The sequence below is a fragment of the Marivirga tractuosa genome (genome assembly GCF_042140215.1).
GTDB classification, from domain to species: Bacteria; Bacteroidota; Bacteroidia; order Cytophagales; family Cyclobacteriaceae; genus Marivirga; species Marivirga tractuosa_A.
The window spans coordinates 4613053-4636030 of record NZ_CP159478.1 but is presented as its reverse complement, the minus strand read 5'-3'; the positions used below and the strand labels follow the sequence as shown (position 1 = coordinate 4636030).

The 22978-nt window shown below is 34.3% G+C and carries 24 protein-coding genes; 21 read left to right on the top strand and 3 right to left on the bottom strand.

Annotated features, from left to right (window positions below):
- The first annotated feature begins 273 nt into the window (after window positions 1-273).
- From ABWH96_RS20580 to ABWH96_RS20495, 18 genes are all read left to right on the top strand, one after another.
- The gene (locus tag ABWH96_RS20580) at window positions 274-681 is read left to right on the top strand and encodes a hypothetical protein (RefSeq protein WP_375579370.1); all 408 of its coding nucleotides are present in this window, start codon (window positions 274-276) and stop codon (window positions 679-681) included.
- A 3-nt stretch (window positions 682-684) separates the two neighbouring features.
- Entirely contained in the window at window positions 685-1818 is a 1134-nt protein-coding gene (locus ABWH96_RS20575; RefSeq protein ID WP_375579369.1) for a helix-turn-helix domain-containing protein, read from the top strand.
- Between the two features lie 168 nt (window positions 1819-1986).
- A complete protein-coding gene (locus tag ABWH96_RS20570) occupies window positions 1987-2730 on the top strand; it encodes a hypothetical protein (RefSeq protein WP_375579368.1) in 744 nt (247 codons plus the stop codon).
- Window positions 2731-2900: 170 nt separating this feature from the next.
- Window positions 2901-3518 carry a hypothetical protein gene (locus ABWH96_RS20565; protein WP_375579367.1) on the top strand — a complete coding sequence of 206 codons (618 nt, stop codon included), beginning with the start codon at window positions 2901-2903 and terminating at the stop codon, window positions 3516-3518.
- Between the two features lie 228 nt (window positions 3519-3746).
- Window positions 3747-4427, top strand: coding sequence for a hypothetical protein (locus ABWH96_RS20560; protein WP_375579366.1), 681 nt, complete (start codon window positions 3747-3749; stop codon window positions 4425-4427).
- Between the two features lie 243 nt (window positions 4428-4670).
- Complete coding sequence (locus ABWH96_RS20555; RefSeq protein ID WP_375579365.1) at window positions 4671-5057, top strand: hypothetical protein; 387 nt, start codon at window positions 4671-4673, stop codon at window positions 5055-5057.
- Window positions 5058-5432: 375 nt separating this feature from the next.
- A complete protein-coding gene (locus tag ABWH96_RS20550) occupies window positions 5433-5975 on the top strand; it encodes a hypothetical protein (protein ID WP_375579364.1) in 543 nt (180 codons plus the stop codon).
- Between the two features lie 197 nt (window positions 5976-6172).
- Window positions 6173-7243 carry a HEAT repeat domain-containing protein gene (locus ABWH96_RS20545; protein WP_375579363.1) on the top strand — a complete coding sequence of 357 codons (1071 nt, stop codon included), beginning with the start codon at window positions 6173-6175 and terminating at the stop codon, window positions 7241-7243.
- 149 nt (window positions 7244-7392) lie between these two features.
- A complete protein-coding gene (locus tag ABWH96_RS20540; RefSeq protein ID WP_375579362.1) occupies window positions 7393-8568 on the top strand; it encodes a hypothetical protein in 1176 nt (391 codons plus the stop codon).
- 187 nt (window positions 8569-8755) lie between these two features.
- Window positions 8756-10042, top strand: coding sequence for a hypothetical protein (locus tag ABWH96_RS20535; RefSeq protein WP_375579361.1), 1287 nt, complete (start codon window positions 8756-8758; stop codon window positions 10040-10042).
- 158 nt (window positions 10043-10200) lie between these two features.
- Window positions 10201-10791 carry a toxin-antitoxin system YwqK family antitoxin gene (locus ABWH96_RS20530; RefSeq protein ID WP_375579360.1) on the top strand — a complete coding sequence of 197 codons (591 nt, stop codon included), beginning with the start codon at window positions 10201-10203 and terminating at the stop codon, window positions 10789-10791.
- 210 nt (window positions 10792-11001) lie between these two features.
- The gene (locus ABWH96_RS20525; RefSeq protein ID WP_375579359.1) at window positions 11002-11571 is read left to right on the top strand and encodes a hypothetical protein; all 570 of its coding nucleotides are present in this window, start codon (window positions 11002-11004) and stop codon (window positions 11569-11571) included.
- 67 nt (window positions 11572-11638) lie between these two features.
- Entirely contained in the window at window positions 11639-12214 is a 576-nt protein-coding gene (locus ABWH96_RS20520) for a zeta toxin family protein (protein WP_375579358.1), read from the top strand.
- Complete coding sequence (locus ABWH96_RS20515; protein WP_375579357.1) at window positions 12204-12395, top strand: hypothetical protein; 192 nt, start codon at window positions 12204-12206, stop codon at window positions 12393-12395. Before ABWH96_RS20520 ends, ABWH96_RS20515 begins: the two co-directional genes overlap by 11 nt.
- 92 nt (window positions 12396-12487) lie before the next feature.
- Window positions 12488-12871 carry a hypothetical protein gene (locus ABWH96_RS20510; protein WP_375579356.1) on the top strand — a complete coding sequence of 128 codons (384 nt, stop codon included), beginning with the start codon at window positions 12488-12490 and terminating at the stop codon, window positions 12869-12871.
- A 190-nt stretch (window positions 12872-13061) separates the two neighbouring features.
- Entirely contained in the window at window positions 13062-14102 is a 1041-nt protein-coding gene (locus ABWH96_RS20505; RefSeq protein ID WP_375579355.1) for a serine hydrolase domain-containing protein, read from the top strand.
- Between the two features lie 21 nt (window positions 14103-14123).
- Window positions 14124-14606 (top strand): GNAT family N-acetyltransferase, encoded by a 483-nt coding sequence (locus ABWH96_RS20500; RefSeq protein WP_375579354.1) that lies wholly within the window; start codon window positions 14124-14126, stop codon window positions 14604-14606.
- A 68-nt stretch (window positions 14607-14674) separates the two neighbouring features.
- Complete coding sequence (locus ABWH96_RS20495; protein ID WP_375579353.1) at window positions 14675-15067, top strand: hypothetical protein; 393 nt, start codon at window positions 14675-14677, stop codon at window positions 15065-15067.
- Window positions 15068-15070: 3 nt separating this feature from the next.
- On the opposite strand, the gene ABWH96_RS20490 is transcribed toward ABWH96_RS20495, so the two are convergent.
- Window positions 15071-16237 (bottom strand): AIR synthase related protein, encoded by a 1167-nt coding sequence (locus ABWH96_RS20490; RefSeq protein ID WP_375579352.1) that lies wholly within the window; start codon window positions 16235-16237, stop codon window positions 15071-15073.
- A gap of 733 nt (window positions 16238-16970) precedes the next feature.
- Between ABWH96_RS20490 and ABWH96_RS20485 the strand changes: the two genes are divergently transcribed.
- Complete coding sequence (locus ABWH96_RS20485; RefSeq protein ID WP_375579351.1) at window positions 16971-17279, top strand: hypothetical protein; 309 nt, start codon at window positions 16971-16973, stop codon at window positions 17277-17279.
- Window positions 17280-17475: 196 nt separating this feature from the next.
- Here the strand turns inward: ABWH96_RS20485 and ABWH96_RS20480 are convergent, their stop codons facing one another.
- Entirely contained in the window at window positions 17476-19554 is a 2079-nt protein-coding gene (locus tag ABWH96_RS20480; RefSeq protein WP_375579350.1) for a helix-turn-helix domain-containing protein, read from the bottom strand.
- A 215-nt stretch (window positions 19555-19769) separates the two neighbouring features.
- On the opposite strand from ABWH96_RS20480, the gene ABWH96_RS20475 reads away from it, so the two are divergent.
- Together ABWH96_RS20475 and ABWH96_RS20470 are read left to right on the top strand one after the other, a co-directional pair.
- On the top strand, window positions 19770-20354 hold the full coding sequence (locus tag ABWH96_RS20475) for an ankyrin repeat domain-containing protein (protein WP_375579349.1): 585 nt from the start codon (window positions 19770-19772) through the stop codon (window positions 20352-20354).
- Window positions 20355-20364: 10 nt separating this feature from the next.
- Window positions 20365-21468, top strand: coding sequence for an acyltransferase family protein (locus ABWH96_RS20470; RefSeq protein ID WP_375579348.1), 1104 nt, complete (start codon window positions 20365-20367; stop codon window positions 21466-21468).
- Window positions 21469-21564: 96 nt separating this feature from the next.
- Here ABWH96_RS20470 and rocD read toward each other — a convergent pair whose 3' ends face one another.
- Window positions 21565-22845 carry an ornithine--oxo-acid transaminase gene (gene rocD, locus ABWH96_RS20465; protein WP_375579347.1) on the bottom strand — a complete coding sequence of 427 codons (1281 nt, stop codon included), beginning with the start codon at window positions 22843-22845 and terminating at the stop codon, window positions 21565-21567.
- Window positions 22846-22978: the final 133 nt, after the last annotated feature.

Below are 22978 nucleotides of genomic sequence, written 5' to 3'. Positions count from 1 at the left end.
CCAAAACTTGCAAGAGAGAGTGCCTTCCCTACCCCAAAAAATCCTACCTTTGAAAATTGACTAAACCGACTGAAAATAAAGGGCGAACGCACAACATTGTGTATAAGCAATAGCGGGTGAAGTGGTAAAATCAAGGTCTGTGCTTTTAATAAGCTTTGTGCTAAACTGAAAGGTTTGTACTTTCAAATCCGCTACTGCTCATACACGAAACCGTTAGCGGTCATACGATGACGACAGTGCAACTATCAATCGAGCCACAAGAATTTAAGGGCAATGAGTAAAATAACAGAAGATGAAACCGTGACAATTTTAGCTGACCACCTGAAAAAAAGTGGTTGGACAATTGACAGTTTTTGTTTGGGGCAGACAAAAGGCAACGATATCGTAGCTTCAAAATCAAACAAAACACTTATTGTGGAAGCAAAAGGCGCAAAGGCAGGGAAAAACTCACCGACAAAAAAACGAGAGTATTTTGACAGTGGGCAAATAAAAACTCACTTTGGTAAAGCAATTGTAAAAATTCTTGACGAAAAGTATCTCAATCCAAAAAGTAAATTCGCAATTGCACACCCAGACGACAAAGACATAAGAAGAACAATTGGACACTTGACACCATTTCTCAAAACTTTAGGCATCAAACATTTTTGGGTTTCGGCTGACGGAACTGTAATTGAAGAATAGAATATGAAAGGAGCAATACATTATGTAGTGAAAGCAAAACTCATCCGTTTGGTAAAAGGGAATGAAATTGACTTTTTAGAATTTGAAGAAAAGTTTGAAAATGAATATCCAATTGTAGCAAGAGAGAATGCATTTAGACATTATCAAAACTTCATTGATGTTTTACTTGAAGGTAAGAACAAGAAGTATTCATCGGATAAACAAGCAAGAGTAGAGCTAAATTCATTCATTGACCCAGGAACTAGCACGAAGGTCAAAATAGGCGAAAAGGAAATTGAATTCAGCGACAGTTTTGGTAACGGTATCGGGGTTTTTATGGTTATAGACCAACCAATTAAAGATAAAATATTTGACGACAAAGTTGGCGAAGAATTTTTAATTCATGGTATCGGACGAATTAGTTTTTCGGACGACCCACAAAGTTTAATGGATGCTCTTAACCATGAATTTTTGTACTATGAGCAATTAAATTACGATACAAAAAACTATAAACAGAATATTGATTTTTATGAATACGACATAGCGGAAACTGAAACAAATAAAATTCTTAAAACTCCTTTTGATTGGACAGGTTATGACCGACCGCAAGAGGATGATGAGACTGAAGAAATTGAGGAATCACCAGTCGCAGAAAAGGAAACTTTATCATTTGAGCAGTTGATAAAAAATGGCGAAAGCAATCAAGTAGAATTTAAGCCAACCTTGCTTTATAATTTTTCTTCAGGAAAAGCTGGTATCAGCGTCAAAGGAATTATTGCAAAAGCAATTTGTGCTTTTCTAAATTCAAGAGGCGGTTTCCTTTTTATCGGTTTAACAGACAAAGGAGAAATTCAAGGACTTGAATATGATTACAGATTAGCCAATGGAAAAAGTCCAAAAGATTTTTTCCAACTTGAATTTGACCAAATGCTTTCTCATTTTCTTTCCTTTTCTGTTAAAAGCAATGTTGTCGGACAGTTTTTCGAACTTGAAGGAAAAGAAATTTTTGTAGTAACTGTTTCACCTAGTAAACATAGACCAGTTTTCTTGAACGGACATAAAGGAAAAGAATTTTATGTTCGTGGAGAGGCTTCATCTCAACCACTAACTGATATTGAAAAGATTGTAAACTATTGTATTGACAGATGGGCAAATTGAACTACCAATCTGTAACGAACTGAATAAAACGAACCGCTAACACTAAATATAGGTCATTGGGCAGTAAGTGCTAAAGTTGAAAATGATTACATTTAAGAAAATATGTAGCAGATTGATAGTTTGGAGCTTTGAAGTGCCCAACGCCCCATATTCTTAACGTTAGCATTCATGAGATATACAATTACATTTTTCATATTAATTATTTTCGGATGTTCTTCAAAACCGAATAAAGAAGATGTTGTGGATTTGGAAGATGCAATATGTGAAGAAGAAATTGAACAGGCATTTAAGCTCTTAAAAAAAGATACAGTACAATATGTGCTAATTAATGAGATTCCAAGATACGAGAGGGAGCTAAGACAAGTATTGAGTGAATCTAATATTCAATTGGAGTTAGTAGCATCTATGCATGGGGAAGGATATTGTCAAAAATCTGTAATGGATAGCGTAATAAATGAACGTTTTGGTTCAAACTATTTGATGCTGATTAAAAACCAAGCGGATAGTTTATTTCTTGCAACCAATAGAGGATCAGTTTTTCCTGAACAACAACTCGATGAACGACCGCTTTTGGCAACTAATCCAAATTTCAATGGGCAAGAAGAAATTATCAAAAGGCTAAATAAAAAGACCTTTGCAAAAGATTCAATAGAACTGATATCCAATATTGTGAATGCTCCATATTTTGTTGTGAGTTTCATTGTTAATAAGGATGGTGAATCTTCTAACGCTGAAATAACTGAACGAAATGCAACCGATGATTATATGGAACTTGAAAATGTTATTATTAACGAGATAAATGGGTTAACTGATTGGACTGCAGGGAAAATTAGAAATGAAATCGTTTCAAGCAAAATAGAAGTAGCAATAGCTGTGAATGATAAACGAAATGCTAACACCAGCTATGAATGAATGGGGTTTCATCAGTCCGGAGAGTTTGGCGGTACTTGGAAAGTCAGCCACAATTAGTAAATTAATTAATTGCTGTGGCTGTGTGCAGTTGGCAAACTTAGTAGTTTCTAAGCCCCACTCATCATAGCCTAAGCGTTATCTTCAAAATCTGCATTCTATAGAACAGCTAAATGAATAAAAAAAAACTCTTTTGGTTTTCTCTTGCAATTGGTCCTCTAATTCTTGCAGTTGGGACAGCAATTTTTGTTTTGTGGTGGGCAGCAAGAGATTGGTACGCTATCGATTATTCAAGTCTCGAAGACTACGGGTTTAAGTGGACTTTAATTTCAGTACCAATTGCACTGATTGGATTAATCACCAGTTCTATAGTTTGGTCTGCGAACTCAGAAAATCCTTCGAAAATATTTGTTATTCCTCCTGTTCTCATTCTATTGAATATCCCTGCTCTTATTATTATTCTCAATCTCCATACTAATATATCTGAACGAGTATATTTTAAGGTATTCAATCGGTCTGGACAAGAATTCAAGACTGTAAAACTAATCTCTAACTCTTTTGAGATGACTTTAGGAGAATTGAACAGACAAAGTTCCATTGCTGATAATTACAAACCAACTTACATTGGAAATGAAAATAAAAGCGTACCAGAAATTGAAGAAATAACTATTGAACTTTTAAGTAATTCTGAGACTTACAAACTACAAATGCCTTACTCAATGAAAGGATGGTGTCAGAGAATTATTTTATCGGATAGTTTAACCTTAGAATCGAAATGGACTTTAAAATAAAATGAAGATAACATTTGCTAAAAATGCATTTGCTTACTGCTTCTAGCAAAGCGAGTAGGATATTCTCCACAAAGCCAAACTGATGATTTCATTTAGATTTAGGTTAAGCATTCAGCAAGGTTCTCTTCTTTTCTCTTTCAATAATTGTGGTTATGGTTTGGCTTCGCTACTTTAGTATTTCATCAGCGAAGTGTAGCAAACGCATTTTAGCTTCGCGTTAGAGAGAATATGCGGAATCTGATAATAATATTTATTTTAATATCTTTCAATGCATCTGCTTTTGGGCAATGCGAATATTCGAATCCCACCTCGGAACTGGGGATTGGCCTATTAGGATATAATACTGAAAGTGACAGACCGTTCATTTTTGAGGCTTTTAATGACCGAAACCTATCTGACAAATTCTGCTCATGGGATATTTATGATTATGAAGCTCCATCTCCATTTTGTGCTAAATTTCATAAACCAGATTATGGAATTGTCCAAGTTGTAGTTTTAGATTCCGTTGGAGATGCCTATAAAGTTTTGGTAAATGAAAAGGATATCAAATATGTTCCCAAAAGTACAAATTACATATTCTGGACTTGGGAGGAGTACTTAACGGATTCCCACGGAATAAGACGTAGTATTGAAAATAATGACTTTAAGAACCAGCCCATAAAGGAAAAACCAAATGACTCGTCTGAAACGGTTCAGATTCCTGATGACAAGCATGAATTATTGTGTGTGCTGGAAGTAAAAGGAGACTGGATTAAAGTTAAATATGATTGCTTCTACAATTCCTCTAAGAATCCAAATGAGGGGATGCCTTGTTCAACATATATTGCCGATTGTCCTTCATCTGCGACAGGATGGTTAAGATGGAGAATCGGAAATAGGATAATTGTGGACATTTTTTTAATGGCATAAAATAAAATCTCTCTAACATTTGCTAAAAATGCATTTGCTTACTGCTTCTAGCAAAGTGAAGAGGTAAATTGCCACGAAGCCAAACTGGTGCTTTCATTTAGATTTAGGACGAGCATTCAGCAAGGGTTTCTTTTTTTTACTTACGATAATTGTGGTTATGGTTTGGCTTCGCTACTTTAGTATTTCATCAGCGAAGTGTAGCAAACGCATTTTAGCTTCGCGTTGTAAAACATTTCCTCAACCATGAAAAGACTTGTATCAATTTTAATTATTTCATCCTTGGTTTCTTGCGTAAGCAACGAATACAAAATTGAAGGAAAATGGATGCAGGGAGATGTGTCCGGTGACACCATTACTTTCATTCGAACAGACAGTTTGACCGAGGATAATTTTGGCTTTGCATTAGAGCCTAATAACGAATTGACAAGAGTACAGCCTGTGGGATTTTGCGGAACTGAACCTATACAATTTGAAACTGTCCAAGGCAAATGGGAGCAAGTGTCAGACACCTTATTTAATACCGAATATCCATTTTGGAGAGGACAAGGAAAAGATTTATTTTATATCAAAAAAGTATATAAGGATTCTATGACCGTTGTACTTTTAGAGTCTGATGTAATCAAGAAATAACGTTTTACAACATCGCATAAAACCCATTTGCTCACCACCTTGTAGGGAAGTGTCTGCTAAATAGCCCGTAATTTATGCTTGCTTTTCATAGCGGGCAAGCAAGGATATTACTTTGAGCATTTATGGTACTTAGTTAATCCAATTTTTTGCAATTAATGAAGTGTATCAGTTTGCGGAGAAAGCATAAATTACTACTTTCAGTATTTCATAGCCTAGTATAGCAAACGGGTTTTATACAGGCGTTACCTTTCATTTCCAAATTGCAAAGCCGTGAACTTCGCTAGCTAACGGTACAGAGGGGAAACTCGGGTGATAAAAAACGCATAATTGTCAATTACAGATTTTCAATACTTTAATAAAATAATAGTCAACTATATGAACGAATATTACAGGGTTGCAGGATTCACTCTCTTTTGTTTTTTGCTAAGTGCATTTCTTTGGCCAGAATTTATGATTTTTTCTATGAATCAAGTTAAGGATCCAATGATAATTCTGAACACGCGGGGTACTGATCCATTGAGTTCCGGCAATATTTGTTTCACATTTGCAATTGGACTTATTCCATTACTGCATTTTGGAGTAAATAAATTTGCAAATATCTCATCATTCAAACAGAAGTTGATATCATTGTTTATAATACTTGCTTGTGGTCTTTTTACTTGGCAAGGAAGAATACTGGCCGTAGTCGTAAAAAACCAACGAAGTAATTCACTTATAGAGCATATGAAGGAAGATGTACATATCGAATACCCAATCAATGAACTTCAGCCACAGTTGTATCTCGTTTTTGGGTTAGCAATAGGAGTATTAGTAAGTGCCGTAATATTCAGAAAAAAGAAACTTGCTGACAAAAAAAACTTGCTGACAAAAAAAAGAAAGGTAACATTACCTAAAAATGCATTTGCTTACTGCTTCTAGCAAGGTGAAGAGGAAATTCCCCACAAAGCCAAACTGATTATTTCTTTTAGATTTAGGACAAGCAGATAGTATGTGTCTCTTCTTTTTTCTTCCAATAATTGTGGTTATGGTTTGGCTTCGCTACTTTAGTATTTCATCAGTGAAGTGTAGCAAACGCATTTTAGCTTCGCGTTACCTGCTATTTAAGAAACAGCATCATGACAGATTTTAAACAAGTCTTTGAATCAATCAATCAAACTAAGGACAAATATAAAAAATCCAATTTGTTAAATAGCTTGAATGGAATAGAGCCTGATGAGAGCTACATTGAAGATTTAAAAGAACTGACAAATAAAGTACGTGAGGTTAAAATCGATGCGATTGGACTGCTTTCAAATTATAATAATAAGCAATTAGAGGATTTTTTCATTAAGAAAACGGAGTCTGAAAAAGATAATTTTATAGTTTGTAGGTGCATCAGAGGATTGAATCTGAATGGTAGCGAAAAATCGGCTCAGTTCTTACTTGATTTCTACAAAAAAACAAGAAGCATTGATATTAAATCTGAAATTATCCATTCACTTAGGATTATTAATGTCAGAAATACCATTTCAGAAGTTGTGAAAAATGGAGTTCACAAATTGGTTGGCAATAAATATCCATTTTTTCAAGGCTATTGGACTGACTTAAAAAAAGCAGAAACAACGACCAAGAAAAACTGGAGTCAAATTGCAGAGATACAATTAAATCAAAATAAGCTAAATCTATTATTTGTAGAAAATGAGCAATATGACATTCATATCTATATTGAAAAAATGAAAAAAGACTTCATTAGATATATCAATGTCTATTGTATTCCCAAACATCACAAGTCAACATTTTCAAAATACTATACCCCTTCTGAATTTTATATTTCCGAAAACAGACTATTTGATAGCTTTTTTGAGAAAACTAAAACAATGCGTCCAGATAATTATATTACAGAAATTATTAGACTCCTAGAAAATGAATTATTGCCAAAGTTGTTTAGTCGAGTTGATATGCTTGATGATTTAGCGAAAATGAAATTTGAAGATTTTACTAGAAGAGAAAATGAAATTTACGATACTCTTTATGGGACAAGTTGGGACTTTGTAGTTTCACGTCAACTAACAGAGAAAATTGATATATTTAGAGACAATCCTGACAAAGATAAATTTATTGAGCTTGTTATTGCTAAATGGGTAAAACAGGGAAAAGAATATTTTAGCATTTTAGATTATCTTGAAAACCAGAAAAACAGCAGGTAACAGCATATATGCCTCAGTGGTGGCGGTCGTTGCAAGTCAGGCTGTTTCTCATTATCTTTCTTCTCTGCCGGCGGATAGTGAACTGCTTTAAAATCCACCACCGAACGCATATATCAACGTTGGGCATCATTCAGGATCGTATAAAAAACATGAATCAAGAATTTAGAACGGCCAAAGGGTGGTCAATTTTTATTTACATTTTCACACCACTTTTAATAGCACTTTTTGTATTTCTTGGAATCATGCCATTTATGGCTGATGAAATCGTTTGGTGGTTGGTACTTCTGTTAGTTCCAGTATCAATTGGAATGTCTTTGTTTATGATTTACGGATTATTAAGTACTTACAAAGGAAGGATCATTATCAATTCCGATAAAGTAGTTGAAGTTGACGTTTTCAAAAACAAAGAGCTTGAACTATCCAACATTAAAGGCTATCGTATAGATCAAAATTATACATACTTGATACCGAAAAATGCTCACCTGAAACCCATTAAAGTCAGTCAATTTATCGGTAACAAAAATTCATTTAACCAATGGCTATATACGAATTTTGTTGATGTAGATGTGATTGAGAGTTCTCAGGAAGTAGAACAGATTTTAGCGAATGAAGAATATGGCAGAACTGTAGAGGAACGAGAAAATAAGCTTAAACAGGCAAGGTTAGTCGCGCGAACTCTGAATGGAATTGGAAGTCTTTTAGCTGTTTTACTTTTTTTCTATCCAAGGCCATATGAGCTCATTACTTTAATTGCATTGATTTTTCCTGTTTTTATTCTGGCAAGTCTCCACTTTTTTAGGGGTCTGATCCGTATAGATCAAAAGAATAATAGCGGTTATCCATCGACAATTTATGGATTTATTTTACCTGGAATGGCACTTGCGTTACGGAGTTTTATCGATTTCAATATTTTAGAATACTCAAACTTCTGGTTACCAGCATTTGCAGTTACAATAGCGACAAGCTTAATTATGTTTTCAACCACATCCGAGCTCAAATTCAAAAAAGCAATTGATTATGTTACAGCTATCTTTATAGTAGTTTTTGTATTCGTCTATTCATATGGTGGTATTATCAACTATAACTGCATATATGATGAATCAGAACCAAAGGTTTATTCTAGTGAAGTTTTGCATATGAGAATAAGTACTGGTAAATCGACATCTTACTACCTTGAACTGAAGGCTTGGGGACCTGTAGCTGAAACTGAAGATGTCAGTATTTCGAAGAGCCTTTATGATAGGATAGAGGTTGGGGAGTCTGTAAACATCTACCTGATGAAAGGAAAAATCAATATTCCATGGTTTACTATCACGGAACAATAAAATAACGAATGCCCAACACTAAATATAGGTCATTGGGCAGACAGTAGTAAAATCGAAAATGATTACATTTAACAAAATATGTAGAAAATGGGTAGTTTGTAGCCTTGAACAGCCCAACGCCCCATATTCTTAACGTTGTACACCATAGCTTTAACTAACAGAGAATAACGAAAAAAAGCAGAAACTTATGAAAAACCTTCTTTATCTATTGCCCTTATTATTTATGGGATGCTCATCGGACAATGAGCAACAGTCTAATTCTTTCACAGAAACAAAATTTTTAAACTTAGAAATTACTCGAAATCATCATCCAATTAGCCCTGATGGCTGGAGTCCAAATGCTGCAATCAATGATAATGGAACCATTGCCGCTGTTTTTGAGAAGGAGGATCAATATGGAATGAAGTATTTATACCTGAAACTTGAAAATGAAAATATAAAAATTTCTCATAAAAGCGATATTAAAAATCCAAAAATTGACGTCTTAAATGATGGTACATTTGTCCTTATATGCGATATAAATGGAACTGCTAAATCGGGCAAAGGTTTTCAAAAAATAGACCCATGTATTTTACATTTTGATCAGGATGGTAAAATGATCGATTGGATTCCAAAAATGAATGCCTTCTCATTCTCACATGAAGGAGTTTCTGAATTTATTGAAGAGGTTACATTAGGTGAAAAAAGTATAAGGATTATATACGAAGCAAAAAAGGATAAAAACAATAGTAACCTTGTAAGAATAAAATACAATTTTGAGAATCTAGTTGCAAAAAAGCAAGAATATATAAAAATTATTGGAAAAGAAAATAGTGATTTTATATCAGCAACTGTAATAGACGATAAAATCCAGACAGTAACTAAATCCTATACAACTCCATTGAACCAATGGGTTTTATTTGACAATGATCGTAGTTACAGTGCTGAAATTTTTAGCTTTAATTTTAATAGTAAGGCTGACTCTATGCTACTTCCAGAACCTTCCTTTATTATTGATACAACAAATCGACTTGAAATTCAAAGGATCATCGAAGTCAATAATAATGAGTATATAATTATGCATAAATTTCATGAAAAAGGTGGGGATTGGCAGAATGATACTTACAATTTCCTAAAATTAAAATCCGATTATAGTATAAATACTGCTTTCGGATTTCAAGGTAGAGTATTTCAAATAAAGAACGGTACTGATATTAATGATTTTGCAGTCGATGAAAAATTTATTTATCTTTTAAGACATAACAAAAACAAAAATGGCGATTATGTCACTGAGGTGTTACGATATGATCTTGCTACAGGAAATAAAGTTGAGTACAAGTCCTCTCAATCTTTTACATCACCCAGTGGCGTACCTTGGATTAATGATGCCATGGTTACAGATGAAAATTTAAAATTCGTGTCAGTAGATGATGATAAGGTATATGAGTACAATTTTAATATTGAAACTAGCCAACTTGAATTGAACGTCTGGTAAATATTAATCCACGGTGTACAACAAAAACTAAAATGAATATACGAATTGAGCACTTTGAAACGATTTTGTGAACTTGAAATTACTGCGCTTATAGCAATTGGAAGCGCATAATCATTTTAGTTGGACGTTGCCATCCATTAGCAGGACAATAGAATCAGATGGACAAAAAAACAAAAATTAAAGTCACTCTAATAACAATTGTTGGATTAATAGTAGCTTATATATATTTCAACCGCATCCAATTAATTGACGATTTGAAATTTGTTCAGAGGCAGAATAAATGGGAAAAAGAAAAACCCAAAGGACAATTGATTAACGGACGCAAGAATGGTGAGTGGACTACTTATTTTAAGAACGGACAATTGGCAAGTATTGAAAACTATAAGGAAGACACTCTTCATGGAACGCAAATTTACTATACTCCAAAAGGACTTTACAAGTTAAAAGCGAATTATTACAATGGTATTAAAGTAGACTCCTTTTTAATGTACACAGTAAATGGCACCTTAAATTTTGAAGAATTTAGGGACAGCATGGGTAGAAGACAGGGACTTTTTAAGGTTTACGATTCAAACGGACAAATAACTCAAATAGGAGAATATAAAGACGGAGAATTTAACGGAGAATTTAGGACGTTTTTCAATACTGGTCAACTGAAGACAATTAAGAATTACAAGCTGGGTGCACCAACTGGGCGGTGGATAGAACTTTCTGAAACAGGAGATACCATAAAAGTTGAACAGAAATAGATACGGTTGGCAACATCAGCTATGAATGAATGGGGTTTCATCAGACAGGAAAGTTTGGCGGTACTTGGAAAGTCAGCCACAATTTGTAATTTTAATAATTGTTGTGGCTGTGTGCAATTGGCAAGCTTAGTAGTTTCTAAGCCCCACTCATCATAGCCATAGCGTTGTGGGTAATTTTCCATGTGGCTTAGTATTTCACTTTAGAATAAAATGAAAAATCTATTTTTCTCCCTTTTCCTTTTGTCAATGTTAGGCTGTAGCTCATCAGATGAAAATCGTTTGAACAACTCCTTTGAGAATTGTATCTCCACCGATACGAAAGAAACTTTTTCATTACTAGAGAAGAATTTTGAAGAACTTCTTATCAGGGAAGGGTTAGAAACAGAGCAAAACCAACCTGATTACGGAAGATTTGTGTTTGAAATAGCAACTCTTTGCGATATTGATCCGCCTATATTTTTTCAATATAAAGCCGATTCTGATTTACTAAACTTGATAAGGGAAAATAAATTTGATCAGCTGATACATCGGCACACTGACAATTCTGAAAATTTTTTTAGCTGTTTTAAGAGACTAAACATTCCAAAAAACTCTACATTAAATTCATATTTAGAAGTTAAAAATCAAGTAGGAGATATTAGCCCAAGATTAATTGCAAGAGGACTTCTATACCACACTAAAGATGAAGAGTACAATGATAAATTAGTAAGAAAAATAATACTAAAGGAATTGTATCTTCCGTATATTATTGATTATAATCAAAGTAAATATATGAATTAAAAAACATGAGGGGTTTTGTAAAATCGGAAAGCATCCAGATTGTCTTTAATTTGTATATTTGTTTCGGATGAAAAAACTATACGTCATAGCTGGATGCAACGGAGCTGGAAAAACAACTGCTTCTTACACAATTCTTCCAGAAATACTTGATTGCAAGGAGTTTGTGAATGCAGACGAAATTGCTAGAGGAATTTCACCTTTTCAGCCAGAAAAAGTGGGGATAGAAGCAGGAAGAATGATGTTGAAAAGGATTAAAAACCTGTTGGAAGCAGGTGAAAGTTTCGCATTTGAAACTACACTCTCGACAAGAAGCTATGTTACATTCATTGAGAAAGCCAAGCATCTAGGTTATCAAGTAACCTGTTTGTTCTTTCTCCTGGACTCGGAAGAATTAGCGATTTCTAGAGTAGCCACCAGAGTAAAAGAAGGTGGGCATCATATTCCAGAGGATGTGATTAGAAGAAGGTATAAAAGTGGGCTGAAGAACTTTCTCAATCTGTTTCTCCACAGAGTGGATAACTGGTTATTTGTAAATAACTCTGGGGACAGCTATGAAATTATTGCAGAAGGATCATTGAATGATATTACAGTCAATAATGTTTTACAGTGGGAAGAGTTAAAAGAAAAATATTATGGGAACTAAAGAGCAATTAAAAGAAGAACGCGACAAAATTGTAAAAGGACTAGAAGAGACTTACAGAAAGTTAGTTCTTTTTAAAAAAGAAAAGAATAGTCCAATGATTGTATTGAGACATGGGAAAATTACTGAAGTAGACCCGAACGATATACTACCCACAACATTGTATAAGCGTAATGCGGGTTAAACAGTGAAATTGAGCATTTTTGCTCCTAAACCCGCATTACGCTTATACTTAAAGTTGTAGAGAATACTCAGAAAATACACAAACATTTAAATATGAAGCTAATAGTAAAATGTAAAGAATGTAGGTCAGAGAATGATAGCCCAGTTAAAGCTGCGACTCGAATAAAAATTGTACAAAAATATGGAGAGGAATTCGAAATGAAGTGCAATTCTTGCTATGAAACTCACACCTATGAAATTGATGACATTAGAGCTGTTGACTACAGTTTCGGGGAACTTATTAAAAACAGAATAGCTGTATTTTTAATTGTATTAGTAGTAACATTTACTCTTGGCTTTATCCTTCTTGGACTAAATGCTGGACTAATTATTTCCGTTATTGCGACTTTAATTTCTATGGCATTATTAAAGAAAAATAATTCAGGCAAGAATCTAACTTTCAACAAACATAAAGTTAAAGGAAGAATGAGTAAGTAGAGTAACAAAAGCCTCTCTGTAACATTCTATATGAAATCATTGCTGTTTGGCACTTTATGGAAACTTCAGATGGCTGTTCGTAAAAGTCCGTCAAACTTGTGAATTGCCCAGTTAGGAAATTTAATTTTTTGTACATTTAAAGCCACAGAATTTCATAAAGTAAACTATGTACTCCAGCTTAATTAAACAGATGAGACTACTAACCATTATTCTTTTCATTCTGACAACTATTCCGGCTTTCGGACAGGTCGAAAAGATTTCAAAAATCATAGATGAAATAGATGCTAAAGAGAATTTGAATGGAGTTCTCCTAGTGGGTCAATATGGAGAAATTATTTTTCAGAAGGCGTATGGGATGGCCAATCAAGCTTTTGATGTACCCAATACGATTGATACAAAGTTTTTAATTGGATCATTGACCAAACAGTTCACCGCAATTTTAGTAATGCAAGAGGTAGAGAAAGGAAATCTAAACCTAGATTATCAAATTTCTAACTACCTACCAGATTTTAGAAAAGAGACTGGGAACAAGGTTACTGTCAGGCACTTGCTAACTCATACTCATGGAATTCCTAACGCAGACTTGACGAGCAGGTACAAAGCAATGACTAAAGAAGAATTTATAAAGAAATATTGTGAAACAAATTTAGAATTTCAACCCGGCACTCAATTCAAATATTCTGATATTGTCGGGTATTTTTTATTAGGGGCAATATTGGAGAAGGTAACAGGTAAAGAGTTTGATGAATTGTTGAAGAAGAATATACTTGATCCACTCAATATGCAAAATACGGCTTACTATTCACAAGAAATAATACAACCTAATTTAGCTGTAGGCTATTTGCAAAAAGATAGCGGGTTTTTTAATGCACCCTACTGGCATATTTCGCAATCATTTTCTGCAGCTGGAATGTTTTCTACTGTTACAGATTTATTTAAATGGGATAGTGCATTAAAAGGAGCAAAATTGATCTCAAATGAGAGTTTGAAAGCAGTTTTTACGCCTTTTAGCGACAAAATAAGATATGGATGTGGGTGGTTTATAAATGATCCTGAAATTAATGGTGAAAAGCGTCTATTTGCAGGACATAATGGTGGAGCTAGTGGTTATAAATCTCAAATCATGAGAGGGATAAATGAGGAGTTAGTTGTTATTTATTTATCGAATAGTAATAAATATGTAGAATTAAGATATCCGGTGATTGAAGCTCTAATGATTGAAAAAAATTAAATACCAAAACAACCTCAAAAAATGAGTGGCATTCAAATCAAACAAATAACTCTTCAGGAAATAACCGACTTACAAAAAATTAGTAAGGAAACTTTCTTCGAAACCTATGCTGCTGGAAATACGGAGGAGGATATGAAGAGGTATTTAGAGGAAGAGTTTGCTTCTGATAAATTGATATCAGAATTAAAGGATCAAAATTCTGAATTTTATTTTGCCTTATTTGAGAATAAAATAGTCGGTTATTTAAAGATTAATTTTGGCCATTCCCAAACCGATATTCATGATGAAAATTCGCTCGAAATTCAACGGATTTATGTTTTGAAACAGTATCAAGGTAAGAGGATTGGAAAGCTACTTTACCAAAAGGCCTTAGAAATTGCAAAGCAAAAGAAATTAGATTACTTATGGTTAGGCGTATGGGAAGAAAACCCCAAAGCAATCCAGTTTTACGAAAAAGTTGGTTTTGTAGCTTTTGATAAACATGTTTTTAAATTGGGTGAGTGACCTACAAACGGATATTATGATGAAGCAATATGTGATTTAATATTCATCTTCAATTAAATAGATTTTATATGAAATTGGCTGATCAATTACTTTCTCCACCTAAAAAAATATTCTTGATTGATGCCCTAGGAGCATTCTTAACTGCATCAATTTTAGGAATTGTCTTCACAAATTTTCAGGAATACATCGGAATACCTACAGATATTTTGATTTCATTGGCATTAATTGCTGTGGTATTTTTTATTTACTCTATGAGTTGCTTTCTATTCATGAAAATGAAATGGAAACCCTATTTGAAAGCAATAGCTATTGCTAATTTATTGTATTGCATCCTTACAGTAGCTCTGATCCTTACATTTTTCCATCAACTTACCCTTTTAGGGCTTTTTTATTTCATTGGAGAAATTATAGTAGTCCTATTCTTGATCTATATTGAACTGTCAATTGTAAATGGAAAATAGTTCTTAATTATATACAAACTCTCCATGCTCACTCCTCACCGTCACTTTCTTTTGTTCCGAATCTTCTACTCTTCCGATAATTTGAGCATCAATGTTAAATGATTTAGAGATGTCAATAATCTTTTGAGCCTCTTGTTCCTCTACATAAAGCTCTATCCGGTGCCCCACATTGAAAACTTTGTACATCTCCTTCCAATCTGTTCTGGATTCTTCTTGTATCATTCTGAATAGCGGGGGGGTTGTGAATAAATTATCTTTAATAATATGCAGGTTTTCCACAAAATGAAGCACTTTGGTTTGTGCACCGCCACTGCAATGTACCATTCCGGCTACTTTTCCCGGCAATTCTTCTAAAACTTTCTTGATAACAGGAGCATAAGTTCTAGTTGGAGATAAAACTAATTTTCCGGCATCCAAATCCACGCCTTCTACCTTATCGGTTAATTTCTTTGAACCCGTATAGATCAAATTATTAGGAACAGATGGGTCAAAGCTCTCGGGATATTTTGCCATTAATTCCTTATTGAATACATCATGACGTGCTGAAGTTAAACCATTACTTCCCATTCCGCCATTATATTCATTTTCATAAGTGGCTTGTCCATAAGAAGCCAAGCCTACTACTACATGTCCAGCTTTAATATTGTCATTGGAAATCACATCATCTCTTTTCATTCGAGCGGTAACGGTACTATCTACGATGATTGTCCTTACCAAATCACCCACATCTGCTGTTTCACCACCCGTACTGATGATGTTCATGCCATTATCTCTCAGCATCTGCAATACTTCTTCTGTTCCGTTAATAATGGTAGATATCACTTCGCCTGGAATCAAGTTTTTATTTCGACCAATTGTGGAAGAAAGCAATATCTTATCAGTACAACCAACACAAAGCAAATCATCAATATTCATGATAATAGCATCTTGTGCAATGCCTTTCCAAACAGAAATATCACCCGTTTCTTTCCAATACATATAAGCCAAGGAAGATTTAGTGCCAGCCCCATCCGCATGCATGATCGTGCAATAGTCTTCGTCCCCGGTCAGGTGGTCCGGCACAATCTTGCAAAAAGCCTGCGGGAAAAGTCCTTTGTCAAGGTTTTTGATGGCATTATGAACATCTTCTTTGGAGGCTGAAACTCCGCGCTGGTTATATCTATCGGACATGATTCTAAATTTTGCTCAAAATTAAGGGGATTGGGGAAAGTAAACTAATTTTTGGTCATAAGAATATGTCTCATCACTTTTTAGCTCAGTATGCACGATTTTGGAAGGAGGAAAAGCAGCGCTAAAGCCAAGCCTTTTCCATATTTTAAGAGCATTTAGATATATATATTTAGACAATGCACCTAAAGTATACCTTTTGAGAATATTGATTGGTAGTTTGTGTCAAACCTGATGGAATTTCAACCGATGGTTCGCTTACTTCAAAACTTAAACTAAGATCGTTTAGATCATTATCAGGGTCCGACACCGTCTTTACACTCAAAAAACAAAATGGTTAGTGAAAAAGCATAGGCAAATAAGAATAAAATACGGTCGAGATGAAAAATGAATTTATTTTAATTAATATTAATCTTATGTATATACAGTTTTTTAAAGTGAGTTACAAAACCGTTATGATAAAGCTTACAGATACCCAATTATGTTGCAGTGGTTTAACTTTCTAAGGTCGAGAATTAAGCTATTAACTGAATGATGTAATCGGCAATTTTCAAGTATAACATACATAGAAACTATCCAAACATTATTTTATAATGATGATCTTCGTGCAAAAATGAGTGTTTTAGTATGAAATTTCTCCTTTTAAATTACGTCAAACCTAATTAAAGCGATAGCTTGCAAACTTGCATAAGCCAATTTTTTTAAGCTATTTCAAAGCTTTTAAATCATTAAGTGTATGATCAAAAGTATTAAGAAGAGTGTTCAAGGTTTTATTACTTCATTAAAGCCAACATATGCTGTTGAAGTAGATTTGTATCACGTTATCCCTGGGGTACCTGTGAAATCTAACAAGGAGCGCCATGATTTTGACAAGGGAGAATTTCAACAGGCCAAAACCTTTTTTGATGGAGCTATTGTCAAGACTTCTGATCTAAAGCTAGCTCCTGCGGAAATAAAATTAATAAAAGGAAAGAAAAAGGTGCTAGAATTTAAGCATTTTGGCCCTGTAAATGATATTAGGCCGTCAAAAGGTAAAAGAAGATAATATTTTCAATTACTTATTGGGTAAAAAGGGTGTCTCGACTTTTCGGACATCCTCTTTATTTGCTAAATTATTATCAATAGGTTTTTCAGATATTCCTACCAATCAAGGTGAAATACGATCCGATGAAAACTTAGGCTTACATTTCTTATTACATTAGCCCTTGTCAAGTAGTGTAATTATATCGAGATTGACACAACTACATTCGAACAATATCTTCATCGATTAGCATTTTTTTAATCTCTTCATGATTTTCCCAAAATTTGGTTCGGATTTTCTGTACTGTACTCTGAAAATCAGGGTGATCTTTCATCTTTAATAGAATTGGGTCCTTATCAAGAAATAGAACGAACCAATATTGATAATTATCCTGTTTAGAAAATGCCTTTAAGCCGTTTATGCCTTTATCAACATCACCCTTGGCCGCATGATAGGCAGCCATAATCAATTCTGTATACATAGATTGATCATTTTCTGCAAAAGCCAAGTAGCTCTCATAAAAACTATTGGCCTCCTGTTTCCTTCCAAGTTGTTCCAAAACAAAAGCCATATTGAGATCATAATTATGATAAATATCTAATTTCAATGCAGACCTGATTGAAATGAGCTTTTCATAATAAAACCAAGCCTCTTCGTACTCTTCTAAGGTATAACAGACTTTTGCGACTTCACTGATCACATCAATTTTAGTCGTGTCCTGTTTAAAGATTTCGATCAGCGCTGATTTAGTTTTTCTCAAATCATTATGCTGGCCAAGCTTAATATATTCATGGAGATATTTCGAATAATGATTTTTAGGATCATAGGCCTTCGATTTATTGATATATTTTTCCGCCTCATCAAGAAAACCTGTTTGTGCCAAAGCATTGCTCAAGTGTAAGTAGGTGATGCTTGTAGATACAGAGTCTTTGTCTGAAACAGCTACTTCAATCCCTTGTAATGCATGGATCAAATATTTTTTAGTATTGGGAAGCATATAGGCGTAGATATCGGACAAGAAATTGTGAATCCAGGCTACATTAGGATAATATTCCAAAACTTCTAATAAGGCTTGCTCCGCTTTAGGATAATCCTTGATTTGCATAAAATACAAGGCATCTGCAATAAGACTTTCACCCAAATCGGCATCTAAAAGCATGGCCTTATCAGCATAATTCCTAATTTCCTCGGTGTGCTGTTTCTCTTGCCTAAAAAGGTCTAAATAGTAATAAGATATCGCAATGTAAGCGTATGCATTGACAAATTCTCCATCTTCTTGAATGGCTTTCTTAAATTGGACTATTCCTTCTTTTAATCCATTTCCGGTTTCATCATTTAATAAGGTCAGCCCTTTTAAATAGTAATCATAAGCAACTAAATTATTCGTGGGGATTTTTTCTATTCGTTCTTGTTCTTTTGGAGTGATTACTGCATTGATTTCCGCAGCAATACTTTTAGCCACATCGGCCTGCAACTCAAATACATCTTTTAATTCGCGCTTATATCTTTTTGACCAGAGATGTTTGTCACTTGGAGCTTCTATCAATTGAATGGTCAATACGATTTCATTACCAATTTTTTGCCCGCTGCCTTCTACAAAATAATTGACGTTTAATTCCTTTGATAGCTCTGGTATAGATTTTAGGTTGGTTCTATACTTTTCAGATGTGGTTCTGCTGGTTACTTTTAGGTCTTCTATTTTTTGAAAGTTGTCCAATATTGCCTCCATCAATCCATTCATGAAATACAAATTGGTGCTGTCGGCACTGTCATTTTTAAAAGGTAGAACAGCCACTGACTTAGCTAATGGTTTTGAAGGGTTATCCTTTTTTTGATAGAAAATTAGTAAAAGCACTATTGCTGCAATTGAGAGAATACCTATTCCGACCAGAATAGGTCGTTTTGATCCTACAATTTTCTTTGAATCAGGATTGCTAGGTTCGCTTAGGTCTTTTTCAATATTTATTTTTGATGAATCTCCGGGAGTATGTCCATATAATTCCCTAAAGCATTTAGTAAAATAAGAGGTACTCCCAAAGCCTACCCGATATGATATTTCAGAAACTGTGAGTTCATCCTTTTTCAATAATTGATAAGCATTTTGTAACCTAACATTCCTAATAAATATGCTGACAGATTCACCTGTTTCCTGTTTTACTTTTCGAAGCAAGTTGGACCTGCTCATGTTCAAAGCTTCCGCTAATTCAGTTACACCAAAGTGCTCATCATCCAAATTAACTTGAATAACTGCTACAACTTTTTGTAAAAACGGACTTTTGTGATTTAGGTGGTCTAACATTTTAATGCTTTGAAGATACGCAATATTCGGGAATTAAAATGCCATTTACAAAGCTCATTTTGAGTCTTTTGCATCATAGTTTATAGTCGATATCCATAGTTTTTATACAAAATGCATAGCTTATATCTATTGAAGCATGCTTGCTAACTGACAAAAGCAAATCCTACAGACCTTTGTATAAATCAAAAATTTATAAACAATTAAAAACAAAGATCATGAAAACAATTAATTCAAGAGCGACAAAATTTCTAAGTGCATTAGCCTTGACTTTTACATTAATCTCGACAGTAGCTTGTCAACATAACGAGAAAAAGGGCACTAAATCTGAGCAAGTAGAAAAACCAAGTACACCTATTCAAGAGGCCGCATTTTTCGGAAATGTAAAAGCTATAAAAGAACATGTGGCAGCCAATTCAAATCTTAATGAAAAAGATGATTATGGTTCAACACCCCTGCATATTGCCACTATTTTTGGAAAAACAGAGGCCGCCAAGTTGCTGATAGAAAGTGGGGCTAATATAAATGCAACCAGTGCAGATGGCTCAACACCATTGCATACAGCAGCTTTTTACGGTAGAGTTGAAATTGTGAAAGCTTTGCTTGAGAAAAAGGCAGATATTGCAGTAAAGAATTCTTATGATGCTACAGCCCTAGAATCAGTTTCAGCTCCATTTGAAGCATTAAAGCCTATGTACGATCAAATCAGCAAAGACCTTGGTCCTTTAGGTCTAAAATTAGACTATGATCAATTGAAAAAAGACAGAGTCATCATTGCTCAAATGATTAAAAACAAACAATGATCATTGACTGATGCTGACAAATAGAAGATATGATATTGATTGGCTGAGGGTGATTGCTATTGGTTTATTGTTAATATACCATATTGCAATTGGCTTTCAGCCATGGGGCGTATTTATTGGTTTTATTCAGAATGATGAAGCATTGGAAAGCATTTGGATTCCTATGTCTATGCTTAATGTATGGAGAATTCCTTTGTTATTTTTTGTCTCGGGAATGGGCGTGTATTTTGCCATTCAGAGGCGTAGTTGGAAAGGGCTTTTGTTTGAAAGGACAAAGCGAATTTTGCTACCTTTTATTTTTGGAATGTTAGTGATAGTGCCATTGCACGTTTGGTTATGGCAATACTATTATCATCAAGGGCTGTCCTATATGTTAAATCCTGCACACCTATGGTTTTTAGGTAATATATTTATTTATGTGCTGATTTTCACTCCTTTGTTTTTCTATCTAAAAAATAAACAAGAGAGCAAGTTATTTTCAGTTTTGAACAAACTCATGGCAAGCCCGCTTGCACTTTTAGTGCTCATGATTCCATTCATAATAGAAGCCAAACTAGTACAACCTGAAAACTTCGAACTCTATGCAATGACACCACATGGTTTTTGGATGGGAATGATTGCATTCCTTACAGGATTTTTGTGTGTTTATTCTGGGCAAAATTTCTGGAAAAATGTTACAAAATTAAGATGGCCAACACTTGCGATTGCTTTTATCTTGTATCTTCTGCGTTTACAAGGACTCACCAGCGATCTATTGAATTACCTCATCCCAGTGGAATCTAATTTGTGGATATATACGGTTTTTGGATTCGGGTATAAGTATTTAAATCAACCAAGCAAAGCACTTACATATTTAAGCAGTGCGGCCTATCCGATCTACGTAATACATATGTTTTTCCTTTTTATGGCTTCATTTATCATCTTCCCATTGGATATTCATCCTTATACTAAATTAATAGCAGTTATACTGGCTACTTTTGGCGGATGCTTTATAAGTTATGACTTCTTGATAAGAAGAATTCGTTGGATCAGGCCACTTTTTGGGCTAAAGCCAAAATCCGTTGAAATTAGAAATGAAACCACAAGGTTGTCAAGAGAAGGGATTAAGATTTGAATTGATTGATAATTTGGAATTAGAAAAGAATGAAAATTGTCCACAAAAAAAGCTCGGATAAACCTCCGAGCTTTTACAATTTTCATCAAACAGAGCTTAGTTTTTCTTAAACTCCTTAATAGTTTTTTCAATAATATCACAGCATTCATTCAATTGCTCTTCAGTAATGACCAACGGTGGAGCAAATCGGATGATGTTTCCGTGAGTTGGTTTAGCCAATAAGCCATTTTCTTTTAAAGCCATGCAAATATCCCAAGCAGTAGAACTGTCTTCTGAGTCATTAATCACAATTGCATTTAAAAGGCCTTTACCTCTTACAAGATTAACCATATCAGAAGAATCTACAAATTTCTGCATCCTATCTCTGAAAAGCTGCCCCAACTTTCTTGCGTTCTGTGCTAATTTCTCATCTTTCACAACCTCTAAAGCGGTTAATGCAACAGCAGCACCTAATGGATTACCTCCAAAAGTAGAACCGTGAGTTCCAGGAGTTAATACTTCCATGATGTGATCATTTGCCAGTACTGCTGATACTGGATAAAAACCACCGGAAAGTGCTTTACCTAAAATCAAAATATCAGGCTCTACATAAGTAGATTGCTTTTCGCAATGTCCCTCGCAAGTACAATCACCACAAACAGCTAATAAACTACCTGTTCTAGCGATACCTGTTTGGATTTCATCAGCTATGAATAAAACATTATGCTTTTTACAGATTTCTTTACATTTCTTTAAATAATCTGTATCAGGTCTGTAAACACCAGCCTCACCTTGAATTGGCTCTACCAAGTATCCGACAATATTATCTTCTCCTTCTAAAATTTTATCTAAAGCCTCAGTATCATTATAAGGTATTTTAATAAAACCAGGAGTATAAGGGCCAAAGTTCTTTTTGGCAGTTTCATCACTGGAGAATGATATAACAGTAGTGGTTCTTCCGTGGAAGTTTTGTTCAGCGACAATTATTTTCCCAGCATTTGGAGCCACTCCATTTTTTTCTGTAGCCCATTTTCTAGCAATTTTCAGAGCAGATTCAACTGCTTCTGCACCAGAATTCATAGCAAGAACTTTATCAAAACCGAAATATTCAGTAATATATTTCTCAAAAGGCCCTAAAACATTATTATGAAAAGCCCTAGAGGTTAAAGTTAACGTCTCTGCTTGCTTTTTAAGGGTTTCTAAAATTCTCGGATGGCTGTGTCCTTGATTAACTGCACTGTATGAAGATAAAAAGTCATAATATTTTTTTCCTTCTACATCCCAAAGGAAAACACCATCTCCCTTGGCCAATACAGCAGGTAGGGGGTGATAATTATGAGCTCCGTGCTTGTTTTCCATGTCAATGGCTTGTTGACTGTTCTTGATTTCTTCAATCATAGCTTTAATGTTTAAAAATTCGTAAATTGCACTCTCTTAAAATGTAAATCTAACAAAACAGGACGGCAATCCCTTGTAATTCCAAAAAAATTAGGAGGTATTTTTAGGCTAAGGTTTGTGATTATCAAAATAT

Coding starts and splice junctions, on each gene's coding strand:
- ABWH96_RS20560 (WP_375579366.1), top strand. CDS start 3,747: ATGCGGAATCTGATAATAATATTTATTTTAATATCTTTCAATGCATCT.
- rocD (WP_375579347.1), bottom strand. CDS start 22,845: ATGATTGAAGAAATCAAGAACAGTCAACAAGCCATTGACATGGAAAAC.
- ABWH96_RS20500 (WP_375579354.1), top strand. CDS start 14,124: ATGAGTGGCATTCAAATCAAACAAATAACTCTTCAGGAAATAACCGAC.
- ABWH96_RS20555 (WP_375579365.1), top strand. CDS start 4,671: ATGAAAAGACTTGTATCAATTTTAATTATTTCATCCTTGGTTTCTTGC.
- ABWH96_RS20575 (WP_375579369.1), top strand. CDS start 685: ATGAAAGGAGCAATACATTATGTAGTGAAAGCAAAACTCATCCGTTTG.
- ABWH96_RS20550 (WP_375579364.1), top strand. CDS start 5,433: ATGAACGAATATTACAGGGTTGCAGGATTCACTCTCTTTTGTTTTTTG.
- ABWH96_RS20525 (WP_375579359.1), top strand. CDS start 11,002: ATGAAAAATCTATTTTTCTCCCTTTTCCTTTTGTCAATGTTAGGCTGT.
- ABWH96_RS20495 (WP_375579353.1), top strand. CDS start 14,675: ATGAAATTGGCTGATCAATTACTTTCTCCACCTAAAAAAATATTCTTG.
- ABWH96_RS20545 (WP_375579363.1), top strand. CDS start 6,173: ATGACAGATTTTAAACAAGTCTTTGAATCAATCAATCAAACTAAGGAC.
- ABWH96_RS20530 (WP_375579360.1), top strand. CDS start 10,201: ATGGACAAAAAAACAAAAATTAAAGTCACTCTAATAACAATTGTTGGA.
- ABWH96_RS20565 (WP_375579367.1), top strand. CDS start 2,901: ATGAATAAAAAAAAACTCTTTTGGTTTTCTCTTGCAATTGGTCCTCTA.
- ABWH96_RS20535 (WP_375579361.1), top strand. CDS start 8,756: ATGAAAAACCTTCTTTATCTATTGCCCTTATTATTTATGGGATGCTCA.
- ABWH96_RS20510 (WP_375579356.1), top strand. CDS start 12,488: ATGAAGCTAATAGTAAAATGTAAAGAATGTAGGTCAGAGAATGATAGC.
- ABWH96_RS20570 (WP_375579368.1), top strand. CDS start 1,987: ATGAGATATACAATTACATTTTTCATATTAATTATTTTCGGATGTTCT.
- ABWH96_RS20520 (WP_375579358.1), top strand. CDS start 11,639: ATGAAAAAACTATACGTCATAGCTGGATGCAACGGAGCTGGAAAAACA.
- ABWH96_RS20515 (WP_375579357.1), top strand. CDS start 12,204: ATGGGAACTAAAGAGCAATTAAAAGAAGAACGCGACAAAATTGTAAAA.
- ABWH96_RS20540 (WP_375579362.1), top strand. CDS start 7,393: ATGAATCAAGAATTTAGAACGGCCAAAGGGTGGTCAATTTTTATTTAC.
- ABWH96_RS20475 (WP_375579349.1), top strand. CDS start 19,770: ATGAAAACAATTAATTCAAGAGCGACAAAATTTCTAAGTGCATTAGCC.
- ABWH96_RS20490 (WP_375579352.1), bottom strand. CDS start 16,237: ATGTCCGATAGATATAACCAGCGCGGAGTTTCAGCCTCCAAAGAAGAT.
- ABWH96_RS20580 (WP_375579370.1), top strand. CDS start 274: ATGAGTAAAATAACAGAAGATGAAACCGTGACAATTTTAGCTGACCAC.
- ABWH96_RS20505 (WP_375579355.1), top strand. CDS start 13,062: ATGAGACTACTAACCATTATTCTTTTCATTCTGACAACTATTCCGGCT.
- ABWH96_RS20470 (WP_375579348.1), top strand. CDS start 20,365: ATGCTGACAAATAGAAGATATGATATTGATTGGCTGAGGGTGATTGCT.
- ABWH96_RS20480 (WP_375579350.1), bottom strand. CDS start 19,554: ATGTTAGACCACCTAAATCACAAAAGTCCGTTTTTACAAAAAGTTGTA.
- ABWH96_RS20485 (WP_375579351.1), top strand. CDS start 16,971: ATGATCAAAAGTATTAAGAAGAGTGTTCAAGGTTTTATTACTTCATTA.